Here is a 14,143-nt window from a genome sequence, read left to right on the forward strand (position 1 = left end):
TTAACGAAAAGTTATGAGGCGGCATCTCGCAGCGTAGAAAATATTCTTAGCAGTCCAATGTTGCTTTATAAGGTAAGCCATTACTGGCTTGTTAAAGAGGTTTATCCATGACCCGTTATGTTGGTACTGATAGCAATACCTTTCCTTTCTCAGCCGTGGCTTACTTAGAAGCTACCTTTCATGATGGTACACGGGTCTCAGGCTCGGGTACGTTGGTCGGTCGTAACGATGTACTGACGGCTGCCCATGTGCTTTATGATCCCGTATTGGGGGCTGCTACTGATGTAGAAGTGGAGTTTGGCCGCGATGGTGGGGCACGTCCTTATGGCACCTTTCAAGCGGCTGGGCTTAATTATTATGAGTTAGATGTTGAAGAACCAGGGTTTTTGTCACCGTCCGAAAGCGAGTATGACCTTGCTTTAGTCTCGTTAGGCGATGCCATTGGTGATGATATTGGTTGGTTTTCATTGGGGGATTATGCCTCTGGAGAGACCTATCGTGTGACAGGTTATCCCGGTGTATATCGTGATGCCAGTGGCCCAAGGCTTATGGAAGACAATAGTGCCACAACACTTATGTCTGGTTATGACTTAATAGACCTCAAGAACTTTGAAATTAATCCTGGCAATAGCGGTGGGCCAGTATGGTACTCATCAAGTGACGGCCCAGTGGTAGTAGGCGCCGTTTCGACTGATGAATGGGCGGCTGACGTGAGTGCTCACTTAGCAACACTTGATCAATGGATTAAAGATAATGACAGCTTGATTTCTCCACTGCCAAGCCAAGACGTTGAGAATAGCGCGTCTTATGTGGAGACGTTTGAATCCCTGCTAGCTGCAGCGGGTTGGGAGTGGTCTGAGACGCTTGATCAAGCGCTGCAAAGTCGAGATGAACTACTTCGCTACCCTGGTTTAGAAAGCACTATCGATCCAGTGCTACGACTCTATACAGGTCTGCTAGGGCGAGAGCCGGATAAAGAAGGTGTTGAGTATTGGGTATCACAATTCAATGCGGGGAGTAGTTTACGCGTTTTGGCGGATAGCTTTGTGGTATCGGAAGAGTTTACCTACTTGTCAGACCAGCTAGGCGGTGGAATGCAGGGGCGTATTGAGGCGCTTTATAACAGTGTCCTTGGCCGCGATCCGGATTCAGCGGGTCAGGCATACTGGTTAGAGCAGCTCGCAGGGGGGCAAGTAGAGCTGGCAGACATTGCGTTAGCGTTTACCAACTCGGCAGAGTATGTGACCAGTAGCTACTCTCTGGTTCAGGGGGCAAAGCTGTTAATGTGGGGCGTTGATTTGCAGGCTTTAGACCCAGAAGCGCTTGGGTTTGACAGTCGGCCGACGGCAGCTGAGGAGGAATTGGCTACTGCATTGGTACGTTTGTATACCGGTGTGCTAGGGAGAGAACCTGATGAGGAAGGCTTCGACTATTGGCTTGAAGCGTTAGCAGGTGGCAAATCACTTACGTCTACCGCTGCAGACTTCTTTGCAAGCAGTGAGTTTTTGGATAGCCAAACTGAGACGACGGCAGAGGTGCTGATCGACTCTCTCTATGAGCAGGTTTTAGGACGTGCCCCAGATGCAGAGGGAGCCGTCTATTGGCAGACGCAACTACAAAAAGAGGCATTTGATGGGGGGGATTTGGTGTTAGCGTTTACGAATTCTGATGAATACATCAATGCAACTCAAGCTAATGTTGATGCATATGTTCAACAGCATTACGAGCAGGGTCTTATTGGGGTGCCGGAAGATATCGAGACATACCTGCTGGGCTAGAAAACATAGCGACTGAATGAATCCGACTGACTAACGCCAGAGGCGCAGGACGAATCTTTTTACCGTGCTGATTGAATTGAGTACAATGCCGCGTTGATTTTAAGCGACGAGATTGGGAAGTGATGGCGAAATTACCGAAAAGTATCGTTATTGAAGGGCGTCGCTACCCCACGTGGGCATTAAGTGCCAAAGCGCGAAAACAGCTGATCAATTTAGGCCTTGTAGATGCGCACATTGCAGAGCTCCATCAACGGTTGGCGCATCACCATGTCGCTCGCAAGCATTATCAATTACTGTTGGCAAGCGCGTTGCCAGATCCTCATCGACAGCCTTCGGTATCCGAATCCCCCCGATACTTCTGGCAAAGCGTTTCAAAAGAATGGGCGCAAAAGCATTGGCCCATCAGAATGGCTACATTTCGCCTGAGCGATTTTGAATCGACTAACGATTACCGGCAAGATGATCGAGTACTATGCTACGTGAAAGGTCATGGGGTAGTGGGTTGGGGAGTGGTTGAGGAGGACACTCACTCAACCAAAAGGCATTTGGTCTGGCAAGTCGGCGTGCCAACGCTGGATGCCGCACTGCCTGCTAAAACGCTAAAAGAATTTTCGCTACGCCACCCTAGTCGCCCATCTCAGGCGTTGCCAGCTACGGCCGATATTGATGGGCTGTTGACAGCGCTTGATACCAAAGCAGCGTAGTAGAAGGTTTGTTAGGTGCACACCGCTTCGACATTTATGCGCGTAGCTGCAATAATTCACCGCTAATTTGTATTACCCTAAGGAGCTTTGTATGGCGAAGGATAAAGCACAAACCGTTACTATCGACGGCAGTGAATTCAATGTGTCAGATCTATCTGAAAATGCACGTAATCAGCTACTCAACCTGCGCGTGACTGATCAAGAAATTCAACGTTTGAATCAGCAGTTAGCTATCGCCCAAACGGCTCGTACAGCCTACGCGCGTGCGCTAAAAGATGAGCTTCCTGAGCAAAAGACACACTAAAAGAAGACATTGGTCAGGTATGGCCATCTTGATCTACAAGCCAGTCAGCTAATGTTGACTGGCTTTTTTATTGTGCTTCTGGGTAGGTGGAAGCCAGCCATACTGTAATGAAAAAGAGGATAGAAATACTCGTGCTGGAGCATAGAGGTCTCTGACGATGACTTAGCCAGCACATAAGCCCAGGGTGAATATTGACAAATAGGGTGCTTGTCTCTATTCCTTAAAGGGGTGTGAAAAGGATGGCTGTCACTTTCAGCCTTCTGCGTGAAAAATATAAAGGTGCTTAGTAAAGTGCTGTGACTAGCGGTAGCTGCCTATTTTCAGCTTCGCTAATGACGCTCCACCGGCGATACAGGGAACGATATGTAGTGATGCCTGGAGGCATTAATGATGACAACTCTTTCCATTGAAAAAAATCTACAAACTCTTTATTTGGGTGTCCTAGGGCGCGCGGCTGATCCAGACGGGTTTAATTATTGGCTAGAGCAGGTAGAAAGCGGCTCAGTGGATATGGATGGTGTGTCGGCGTTTATGTTGCAGTCTGAAGAGTTCCAGGCAAGGCGCATTGAACTGTCAGGGCTGGAAGATAATGAGTGGATAAACGAAGTTTATCAAAGCCTGTTTGCTCGTGAAGCAGAGGCAGAGGGTATTGAATATTGGTCGGAGCAGGCTAGTGCTGGGCTCTCTCCCCAAGCGCTGTTACAGGCTCTAATTGGGGGCGCTAGCCCGACAGATGCAGAGGCGCTCGAGGCCTATGCCTCTATTGCTAATTTTTATTCGTCCAGTGTTGATGCTGATAGTTACGATGCAGAACGCTCTCTTGTGCAGGATGGCTTTCGCAGCAATGAACAGCTTTATCAAGACCTGGAAGCGTTAGATGCCACCTATGATACGTTGAGCTTAGAGCAGGCGGGTGAGTCGCTGGAAGGCAGGCCCTTATATAGTGCCACGGTAGGCGAAGGGGCGCGCCAATTAATGATCGTGACCCAACAGCATGGTGATGAACCAACTGGGACAGAGGCGGCCATGCATTTTCTAGAGTGGCTGAGCGGTGACAGTGAAGCTGCTCAAGCATTGCGTGAGCAAGTGACGTTAACCGTGATGCCACGAGTAAACCCTGACGGTTTTGAGCGCTGGGAGGGGCTCGTTGCAGGTGAATTAGACCCTGAAACAACCATCGATCCCCGTCGTAACTCCGAGGACATTGACCTCAACCGTACCTGGGATTCTAGTGAAGTGATTGATGCATCATTAATCCCAGAAACCACCGCTGTTAGGCAGGTGGTCGAAGCGATTCAACCTGAATTAATTCTTGATTACCATAACCAAAATAACTACATCAACGAGTCAGGCAAGCTCGACACGATGTCAGTCTTGTGGCCAACCAATGATGACGTCGATCCCACCATTACCGCAACAGCACAGCAAGCGGCGGTAGCTATATCACAAGGGCTCGATGATTTTGATTATGGCTACTTGTCACTGTTTCCCGGTGGCGACACGCCACAAATAGCACGCAATGGAATTGCTATTGATGGTGTGCCTACGCTCCTCATTGAGCAACGGGGCCTGGAAGAGCTGAGCTTAAAAGCGCTGGAAGGGCTAGAGCTAGATTTTGATGCGGTTTCTAGTGCCATAGTACTTGAGGGCGTACTGAGTATGCTAGGCGTTGTAGAGGCTATGGGGCAAAACAGTTTTGATAGCATTGATCCTGCTTTGGCAACACTGATACCTGAGCGCGGTGAGCGAATTGAATTTGACGAGATTTACGCTGAAGAGATCGAATGGGCAGGCGAGGGTGAAGAGTCTCATCAAGGCGAGATAGTCGCAGGGCTGGATACGCTGATGGAAAGTACGCCCATTATTGGCACCTCTGAGCCTCTTCACCAAGAATTGCTAGTGGCTTAAGGATAGATTTGTAGCCCATTAGGATTGAGTATCAAAAAAGCTTCCCCATAAGCTCTGAGTTTGAGTAGGGGAAGCTTTTTTATTACCTCACCAAGCCACTTGGCTCTCAAAAAAACTGCATGTATTGAGCGACGGGAGGAAATCGGCACCGCCACTTACTTAGTTGCGGTGCCGTTGGGTTAGTCCATAGCCCTAGCCGAACAGGTAGGACTCAAGGTCAGTTTCGACGCCTACCAGGTTGGCGGCATCAAGATAATTATCCACTTCTGAACGACTGAGCTGCTGGTGCTCGTTTGAGTCAGTAAACGCCATCACCATTTCAGTCAGGCTGGCATCTCCGTTTTGCAGCACCTCTTGCCAATACTGCTCACCTGCGGTGTCCGGTGAGCGATTTAGCACCCGCTCATAAAGCGTATCGATCAATATCTCAAAATCTATCGGTTCTCCGGTGGTTAGCAAGTCTTCGCTTTCTAGCAGGCTTGCCGCTAGTGCTTCTGGCGTTTGGCCACTCTCCAGCCATTCATTAAACGTCGCCTCATTAGGTGACTCTCCGGCTAAGCCGGTATAAAGCCGGACTAACGTCTCCGCTAAGTCGTCTTGATCGGCCGTTACGCCGGTATCAAAACCCAGCGAGCGCATTTCCATTTGTTCTAGGTTCACGCCCCAGGCCAGCAGCTTATTGCCGTTCACTAGAGGAGGGTTGGCGTTGATATACTCCTGTGATTGGACAAACCAACGGGCGACCTCACTACGATCCCCGTTGTTGCTCTCAAGGATGTCTACCCAGTAATCGCGGCCGCTCTCATCCGCGGCACGGCCTAGTGCGGCTTGATAAAGCGTATCCACAAAGGTGGCATTATCGCTGCCCATGGCTTGTAACGCGGTGCTCACCTCTTCTGCTAACATAAAGTCCTGAACAATATCGTTGAAGCTGCCTTCTGCATTTTGCTGTGCCACCCAGTACTCCAAGCCTTCCCGTTCAGCAACGCGATCAAGAATGCCGTTGTATAAACGGATAATGGGTGTCAGCACCGTATCGAACTCAGGGTAACGCACAAAGGTGGCGGTATTACGCAGCTGTTCCAAGAGCTCAGATGGCAATTCCCATCCCTTTTCAGTGAATATATCAACAAAGTTGGCGAGCTCAATTGGCTCGGGTTCAGGCTCAGGCTCGGGTTCAGGTTCTGGCTCGGGTTCAGGTTCTGGCTCGGGTTCTGGTTCAGGCTCTGGCTCTGGCTCAGGTTCTGGCTCTGGCTCTGGCTCTGGCTCTGGCTCAGGTTCTGGTTCAGGCTCAGGTTCTGGTTCAGGTTCTGGTTCAGGTTCAGGTTCTGGTTCAGGCTCAGGTTCTGGCTCCGGTGCTGCTTCCACCGTAAAGGTCACAGTTCCAGAGACCCTTTCCACACCATCCTCGCCACCATCAGCCAGGGTAAAGTCAACGCTGGCATTGCCCGCACTGCTGCCCGCGGTAAATGTCACCAAGCCATTGTCGATGTCTTGTTGGGTAAACGTCTCGCTCGCGGCTAAGGCGGTACCATCGAGCAATAACGTACCGGACGTTGGCAGGGTGTTCAGTGTATAAGTGAGCTCATCGCCAGCATCATCCGGATCGCCTTCATTCAGGTTGGCCGTCGTTAATGTGACGCTACGGCCGGCTTTTACGCTGGGGCCTGCGTTGGTGGCGATGGTAGGTGCATTATTGACGCCTTCCACTGTCACACTAAGGGTGGACGTGCTGGTATTGCCTGCGGTGTCTTGAATGTCGACGGTGACATCGGTGGTAAGCGTGTCACCGTGGGCAAGGGCTTCAAACTCGCCATTGGGGTCGAAGCTAGCCGTGCCATCGGCTTCGATAATAAAGCGCCCGCCGTTGCTGCCCGCCACCGCGCTACTCAGGGCATCGGCACGGTCATTCACAGCGGTGATAGGGGCCGTGTCGTCTGCGCCTGTGTCGTTATCGGTGAGCTTGTCGCCTGCTCCGTTAACGTTGGTTAGCAGGGTCTCCCCCGCGTCTTCGCGGACCGTGGCTGTCGTGTCGTCATTGGCGGTGGGCGCGGTGGTATCCAGGGTTAGCGCAAGATCCGCAGACGCACTGCTGGTATTACCTGCGCTATCGCTAACCAGCGTATCGATCGTGTTGAGGCCTTCGCTCAGATCGCCTTCGGTCAAGGTGAAGGCCCAGTCACCGCTGCCATTGGCGGTGGCGCTACCCACGCTGATGCCGTCGACCCGTATTGTAACGCTGGCTCCCGCTTCGGCCCCGGTGCCGGTCAGGGTGGGCGTTGTGTGGTGGGTGAGATTATCGCTATCGCTCACACCGCTATCGGAATCAGCTGCTAACGTGGGTGCTGGGGTAGCCGCGGGCGAGTTGGCATCAACTGCCAGCTCAGCACTATCGGCAAGGTTTTGACCGCTGGGCAGCGTAGCAAGGTTCGCCGCAATGCCGTTATCATGGGCGACCAGCGTGGCACCGCCGGTCAGGGTTAGCGAGTCGACGTTAAGCCCCGTAGTGTCGGTCTCACCCTCTTGCACCGTATAGCGGCCACTAAACTGCGTTTGATTAGCGGCGTCACTATTGGTGAGAAGGATCGTGGCGCCGGTGTTGAGTGTAGCCGTTAGCGCGCCGCCGTTGGCAGTAAAGTCGACCGCTTTATCGAACGTCACGGTGATATCAATGCTGCTGCCCACCGCAAAGGTGCCATCGGCGGTGGGCGAGGTAATCGCCTGAATCGCCGGGCTGGTGGCGGTCACCACGCTGAAGAGGTCGTTTTGCGTTACGGCGGCAAGCGTATTGCCCGCCGCATCCTGAGCATCGCTGACTCGCACATCCACGTTATTGATCACTTCATTGGCATCGGCAGTGTCAAAGGTGGCGATATAGGTCTTGGCATCCGTCCAACTGCCGGCGTTAAAGGTAAGCGTGTTTGTGGGATCTTCCGTTGGGAAGGTGATCGTGGGTGCAACGCCAGTATTCATCGCTTCGTTGAAGTTCAGCGTCAGGGTAAAACGACCGCTGCCTATTTGATCATCAGTGATGGTGGTGAGCGACGGTACAATAGCGCCATCCAGGGTGGGGCGAGCAGCGTCGATGACATCAGCACTCTGGCTGATTGCGGTGTTGTACTCCGAGCTGTTGCCTGCCGCATCGGACAGCACAAAGTTAACGGGAATATCGTCGCCTGGGGCGCGGGATGTATCCCCCTCCTGTACCGTGTAAGTGGCGGTATAGCTGCCGCCGCCCTGATCGGTAAAATCGGTGACCGCTACCCCGTTCACCGTACCGGCGTCCAGCGACAAGCCTGGCTCTCCCGCGGTAATAGCGACGGTCACGGTATCGCCGATTTTATGACTGCTATCCGGAATAGAAACGCTGGTGATGACGGGGGCGACGGCATCAATGACGATGTCTTTGTTGGCGCTCAGCGAGTTGGCAGTACCCGGTGTGGGCAGGGTGAGTTCGCTGTCGTTGCCTGCTGCATCGCGAATTGAGCCGCCATTGAGGATGATTCCAGCGTTGGTCAGCGCCAGATCACTGGACTCATCCCCCGCCTGGACGGTATACGCAAACGTCAGCTCGTCGGTACCTGAGCCAGCCACATAATCGATGGTGCGATCCGTTGCCCCGGTTTCCAGCGTCAACTGCGGTGTACCGCTGACCGTCACGGCTTCGCTGAACGCTAGGGTGATGTTAACGGTGTCGCCCGCTTTATAAGTACCGTTGGCATTCGTCGAGGTGACATTGGTTACACTCGGGTTCATCACGTCAACGGTATGTGCAGTGCCGCTGGAGAAGCCCTCCGAGGCATTGCCTGCACCATCATTGATGTCGGTGCCGTCGTTCAGGTCAAGGCGCAAGTCGCCTTCGCCAGTAATGGTATCCACAGTGACGGTGTAGCTACTGCCGGAACCTGAAATGGAGGCGATATTACCCGAAGCGCTGCCGGTGGTGTTGAGTAGGAAGTCATCGATAGAAACATCGTTGACATCTTCGCTAAAGGTAACGGTGTACTCCACTGAGGCAGCATTGGCCGCAGGCGAACCACTGGGCGCAATACTCGTAACGCTGGGCACGACGGCATCGATGACAATGTCCTTGTTAGCACTTAGCGAGTTCGCGTCCCCCGGTGTGGGTAGGGTGACCACCGCGTTGTTGCCTTCGGCATCCTGAAGGGTACCGCCACTGAGCAGGATCTCGCTGCCCGCCAGCGCCAGATCGCTGGTTTCATCGCCTGCTTGAACGGTATACGCAAACGTCAGCGTGTTAGTCCCGGAGCCCGCCGTATAGTCAATGACTCGGTCAGTTGCCCCGGTTTCCAGCGTTAGCTGCGGCGTCCCGGTTACGGTCACAACTTCACTAAAGGTCAGCGTAATATCAACGGTGTCACCCGCTTTATAAGTCCCGTCGGCCGTCGGCGAAGTGACGTTGGTGACGCTCGGCTTGACCAGATCAACGCTGTGAGCCGTACCGCTGGTGTAGCCTGCCGGGGCATTGGTGGCCCCATCGTCGATATCGGTGCCACTGTTAAGATCCAGGCGCAGGTCGCCTTCACCGCTAATACCGGTAACGCTGACCGTATAGCTGTCACCGCTGCCAGCAACCGCACTAATCGTGCCAGAGGCGGTGCCGGTGGAGGTAAGGGTGAAATCATCGGCAGAGACATTGCTGACGCTTTCGCTAAAGGTAACGGTGTAATCGACGGATGCAGCATTGGCATCGGGTGAACCGCTGGGGGCAATACTGGTAACGCTGGGAGCCACATCGTCGGTGACGTTGATGGTGACATCTTGCGTTGATGCGGTATTGCCATCGGTGGCTTGTACGCTGAGCGTATAGCTGCCGGTCGCACTGGCATCGAGCTGGCTGGTATCGCTCAGGGTGATTTCGCCCGTGGCGCCATCGATAGTGAAGGCGTTGCCAGTGTTGCCGGACTCGATGGAGTAGCTCACCGAGTTATCGTCACCGGTAGTAGCGACAGTGCCCAGTACCGTGCTGTTATCATCGCTCTCTTTAACGCTAAAGACTTGGCCGGTGGTGATGGCCGGGGCGATATCGTTGACGGAAATGGTGATGTCTTGAGTAGCCGTGTTGTTGCTGCTTTCACCGTCATCGGCCTGGATAGTCAGGGTGTAGCTTGCGGTGGCTTCATAGTCGAGTGCGTCAGGATCCGCTAGACGAATCTCGCCGTTATTGCTATCGATCTCAAACGCGCCGTCGACGTTGCCAGCGGTGATCGAGTAGGTGACAGAGTCGGTTCCACTGCTATCGCCATCGTTGGCATTGACATCGTGGATGACGGAGGTGGTATCAGTGGACGTTTCGTCGACGACCAGGCCGCCTGGATCCGTATTTTCAAAAACGGGATTATTATTCGTGACAGCCGGTGACGCGACAAGATCATCCATTTCGAGCACGGCGACGTCGCTAAATGTAATCCTGACTTCATCAACGTTGTCGTAGCCAGACTGAAAATCTATCGCGCCATAAGCACCACCCGCTGTAGTTTCGTTGTAGGTGTAGTGGGCGTCTCCTTGTGTATCGGAAGCTGTAAAGTCAAGTGATTCAGCAGAAGTTACTGCGGCACCGTCACGGAACCCCTGAATCGTTGCCACGGGATTAGTGTCAGTTGTTGTCTCAGATATGCCAATGGCAGCCGAGGCAAGGTCAAATTCAGATCCATCGGTCGAAGAAAAGGTGAATTGACGAATATCTGGATTCTCAAAGTTCATCCAAATTACTCGGTCATTAGGATCCCCTGAATTATTCAAGTTGACCGTGAAGTCTGAAGGGCTGGGGGTAGCTATCCTGTCAGCACCATCCATTGCAAACGTCCAATCTCCAACGTTTATTGATGTAACCGGTTTTTCATTGATAAGGCCTACATCATCAAAATTCTCATTGGATATTGCCAAGGTCGACTGAAATAGCCCCGGTGCGGGTGAAAAAACGGCTGTTTCGATCAGGCCTGTTTGTTGTTCCAGATCCCAGTCCCCACCAAGATCGCTGGCCCCGGTTAGGTCATCGGAGGCGGCCACATCTGCGCCCGTTACCTGCGCTAGCGATTCCACAAACCGCAGTCCCTGCTCGCCCGCGCCAACATCACAGCCGTAAATAAGGATGTCGCCGTTTGGCCCCAATGCTTCGCCCCATTGTTCCAGGAAGCGGGCATAACTCGGCAGAGTCTCGCTATCAAGCGTGCTGTTACCAAGCGCTATACGCCCCTCACTGCCGTGGGAAACCAAGTGGATGGCGTCAAATTCGCCGCGCTGTGCTAACGCCTGGGCGATTTGTTCAACGCCGTTAGCGCTGGGGTCTAACAGTATGACCACGGTATCGTCGGCCACGCCGTTAAGCAGTGTTTGGTAATCGTCAACTCGGGGGTCGACGAAGATAACTTCGTTACGACCAGTCGATTGGCTTGGGGGCGTTTGGCGGGTGGGAGTATTCATAAAGAGTACACTCTTTAAGTTGTGTAGAGATTTGGTTGTTTGTGTATATTTTATCTGTAGGTATTTGTTTATACGTCTTTTTTATATGGCTTTTCCTATACGGCGTCGATCCGGTAATAGGCAAGTGACAGGCCGGAGACGCCGCCGTCAAAGATAGCAACCCGAAGCGGTGAAATGTCCATCTTAATGCTCCTTGTGCAGTTCTTTACTCTAGGATCTTTCGAGAGCACGTCGCTGACAAGGGGTTGCGAGAAGTTGATACTGAAGTGATCCGTTGTGCTATGGGTGGCCGCTCTAGTGATTTCGGTGATACCCAACTGATACTGTGATGCTGCGGCATCTAAGCTGAAATGCTGAATATGACAGCCGTCACTGAGTAAGCGACACTGTCTGTGATTGATATAAAGACGCTCACAGGGTGAAAGATGCATACATTGGATTTCCCTATTTCAACACTGCTGGATGATCTGGTCGCTAGATGAGGCCCATCTTCCCATGTTCAGAAACACGTGATCGCGCTCTTCGCTACATCAAAGAGCTCCACTGATTTGTGAAGTGCTCTAAGCTTTAATCCAATTTTTGCTTGTTTAACTTTTGTTTATTTATATTACTGCTTATACAGTTTTTTGGTTTCTTAACTATGTAAAAGCAGTCTAGGTTTATTGAGGAATTAGCACAGTAATACTAAAATTATGATCGTGACCCTAAGCATATGCAAGATTTTACTACTAGGTTTAATGAGTCTATGGTTACTGTGCGTGCAGCCGGATCGTCCTTTCCAATCATGCGCAGCCGCTAATGGTTGAGTAACCGCCATAAGCATTAACGATACCTTTATTAAAGATATCTTTATTACAACAGTGACAAGGAGTATTTTATGGATCCATTCCTCGGTGAAATCAAAATGTTCGGCTTCGAATGGGCGCCTCGAGGCTGGGGGGTGTGCAATGGTGCCCAGTTGTCTATTGCACAGAATACCGCCCTCTTCTCTTTACTTGGCGTTGTGTATGGCGGCAACGGCCAAACCACCTTTAACCTGCCAGATCTGAGAGGGCGAATGCCCAGAGGGCAAGGTCAGGGAGCGGGCATGGCAAATGTCGATATCGGGGAGCTGGCTGGAGCGGAAAACCGCACACTGACTATCAATGAAATGCCTCAACATACGCATGCCGCAGGGGCAATGACTACGCCGGATGACGCCAATCAAGCTACGCCTGCCACAGGGGATTATCTAGCCAGCGGTAAAGTGGGCCTAAGTGACTCTGTACGTAATTACTATAGTGGCACCCCCTCTGGCACGGTTGAGTTAGGCAATGGCCAAACGGGCATTAGCGGAGGGAGCCAACCGTTTAACGTTATGAACCCTTATCTCGCCCTGAACTTCAGTATTGCATTGCAGGGTATCTATCCATCCCGCCAATAGGTAGGGCAACAAGTGATGGTGGCCGAACGTTTGGAGGTTCGGCCTCTTATCGTAGGAGTCACGATGTTAGGCACCATTACGGCGGCGGATTTTCAGCCGCTACAAGGAGAAGTGTGTATCTTTGAGACGACGACCCCAACGCTTTCGGTGAGATTAACGGTCGAGCAAGTCAACAGCCGCCCCGACTGCCAAGTGCCGGGGGCAGGCGAAGCGCGGGAGCCTTTCGGTGTTCTTCTGTCTGGGCAGCAAGACGAGGTTGATTTTACCAGCGCCACCGGGGTCTTGCGCTTAGGCGACGGAGCAACGCTGGAAGGAGTTTACATTAACCGTGTGTTACCCCCAATGGGGGGCGACCCACGGCCCTGGTATCAACTGGTTTTTAACTAATATTTTTACTAACTAATAGTTGACTAGGGCGTTTGCGGATACCAGACCCAGCGTTCTACTGCCCCCATTAATCTTTCAAAGCGGAACCCTAGCTGCTGGTAAAGCTGTTTGGCATAAACATTAAATGGATCGACGGAAAGGGAAACGGGGCTCATAACTTGAGCCCCTGCTGCCTGGACTGCCCTAAGAACGACAGCACCATAGCCTTTATTACGTGCTCCCTTGATCAGCGCGAGGTCGAGAATATGCACTTCGTTGGCACCGAAATCCACGGTGACACGGCCGATCCGCTCACCCTGTTTCTCGACGATATAATACAAGGCATTGGGGTAGGCAGTTCCATAACCGATTGCCTGGGCCTTAACCTGCATCTCAAGCAGCGCCTCAATCATGTCTTGATCAGCCAGCGCTAGTTGCAGGTCTTGCCGGATATCTCGATAAAGCGCTTCAAGAAAAAGATGATCTGAATCTCTAGAGGGTCGAAGTTGCAACCCATCGTTTAAGTGCCCGCCAATACCTGCCATTCGTTTGCCATTGCCCAAGGATATAAGTTGATTGAATCGCCCACCACTACAAGATAAACGTGAGCTTGCCAAAAATCGTGAGTGCTCACCAACCCCCTTGGCCCTCTAACAAGCTTCGGGTGTTGTTATTGAGCGGTAAGCGGAAATCGGCGCTGCCGAGTACCATGGCATCACCTGCTCGAACGACCCGAGCACTTACATAGACGTAGTCCTGGCCCTGTGCATAGGTGCCCATTAGAATTGAACGGGCGTTGTGCTGAGCGGTTAGGCGCTGAACTTGCCGTGATAGAATCAATTCCCCCACGCTCTCTTCGATAAACATGCTGTCGCGCATTTTGACTTCGCGTACCTGCATACCCTGGCGGGCCAGTGCGGAGGCCATAATTTCAGAGCTAATACGCCCAAGCGTAGACGACTGGCTTAGATTGTCGATGCTCACAAAAGTGGCGGCAATCATGGGGCTATAGCGCGTGAGCTCTGGATTGCTGGCAACCATCTGCTCGGCAGCGGCATGAACCAATTCAGAGAGATCGGGTTCCGGTTCGGCGGGCGTGTTGTTAGCATTGCCCAGCGCGCTGCAACCAGCCAGTAACAGTAGCGTTATGCCCATGGTCATCCCACGGGTAGCATGGCCGATAGAGCGAGCGCGCCAAGTAGTTAAAAGTGTCATC

At 52.4% G+C, this 14,143-nt stretch carries 9 protein-coding genes; 6 read left to right on the plus strand and 3 right to left on the minus strand.

Annotated features, from left to right (window positions below):
* The first annotated feature begins 107 nt into the window (after positions 1 to 107).
* From K7H09_RS10390 to K7H09_RS10405, 4 genes are all read left to right on the plus strand, one after another.
* Complete coding sequence (locus tag K7H09_RS10390) at positions 108 to 1,778, plus strand: DUF4214 domain-containing protein (protein WP_022519986.1); 1,671 nt, start codon at positions 108 to 110, stop codon at positions 1,776 to 1,778.
* Positions 1,779 to 2,185: 407 nt separating this feature from the next.
* Complete coding sequence (locus K7H09_RS10395; RefSeq protein WP_141224355.1) at positions 2,186 to 2,482, plus strand: hypothetical protein; 297 nt, start codon at positions 2,186 to 2,188, stop codon at positions 2,480 to 2,482.
* 91 nt (positions 2,483 to 2,573) lie between these two features.
* Positions 2,574 to 2,786 carry a DUF6447 family protein gene (locus K7H09_RS10400; protein ID WP_022519984.1) on the plus strand — a complete coding sequence of 71 codons (213 nt, stop codon included), beginning with the start codon at positions 2,574 to 2,576 and terminating at the stop codon, positions 2,784 to 2,786.
* A 387-nt stretch (positions 2,787 to 3,173) separates the two neighbouring features.
* Complete coding sequence (locus K7H09_RS10405) at positions 3,174 to 4,694, plus strand: M14 family zinc carboxypeptidase (RefSeq protein WP_009288104.1); 1,521 nt, start codon at positions 3,174 to 3,176, stop codon at positions 4,692 to 4,694.
* Between the two features lie 192 nt (positions 4,695 to 4,886).
* Here the strand turns inward: K7H09_RS10405 and K7H09_RS10410 are convergent, their stop codons facing one another.
* Positions 4,887 to 11,138: a DUF4347 domain-containing protein gene (locus K7H09_RS10410; protein WP_230804596.1), complete on the minus strand. Its 6,252-nt coding sequence runs from the start codon at positions 11,136 to 11,138 to the stop codon at positions 4,887 to 4,889.
* 877 nt (positions 11,139 to 12,015) lie between these two features.
* Here K7H09_RS10410 and K7H09_RS10415 point away from each other — a divergent pair.
* Positions 12,016 to 12,561 (plus strand): phage tail protein, encoded by a 546-nt coding sequence (locus K7H09_RS10415; protein WP_009288455.1) that lies wholly within the window; start codon positions 12,016 to 12,018, stop codon positions 12,559 to 12,561.
* Between the two features lie 63 nt (positions 12,562 to 12,624).
* Positions 12,625 to 12,948, plus strand: a complete 324-nt coding sequence (locus K7H09_RS10420) for a DUF6916 family protein (RefSeq protein ID WP_230804597.1) — start codon at positions 12,625 to 12,627, stop codon at positions 12,946 to 12,948.
* 23 nt (positions 12,949 to 12,971) lie between these two features.
* Here the strand turns inward: K7H09_RS10420 and K7H09_RS10425 are convergent, their stop codons facing one another.
* Both K7H09_RS10425 and K7H09_RS10430 read right to left on the minus strand, forming a co-directional pair.
* Positions 12,972 to 13,472 (minus strand): GNAT family N-acetyltransferase, encoded by a 501-nt coding sequence (locus K7H09_RS10425; RefSeq protein WP_039860590.1) that lies wholly within the window; start codon positions 13,470 to 13,472, stop codon positions 12,972 to 12,974.
* An 85-nt stretch (positions 13,473 to 13,557) separates the two neighbouring features.
* Complete coding sequence (locus K7H09_RS10430; protein WP_035538611.1) at positions 13,558 to 14,088, minus strand: FlgO family outer membrane protein; 531 nt, start codon at positions 14,086 to 14,088, stop codon at positions 13,558 to 13,560.
* Positions 14,089 to 14,143: the final 55 nt, after the last annotated feature.

It is taken from the genome of Halomonas sp. IOP_14 (assembly GCF_021021315.1).
GTDB classification, from domain to species: Bacteria; Pseudomonadota; Gammaproteobacteria; order Pseudomonadales; family Halomonadaceae; genus Vreelandella; species Vreelandella titanicae.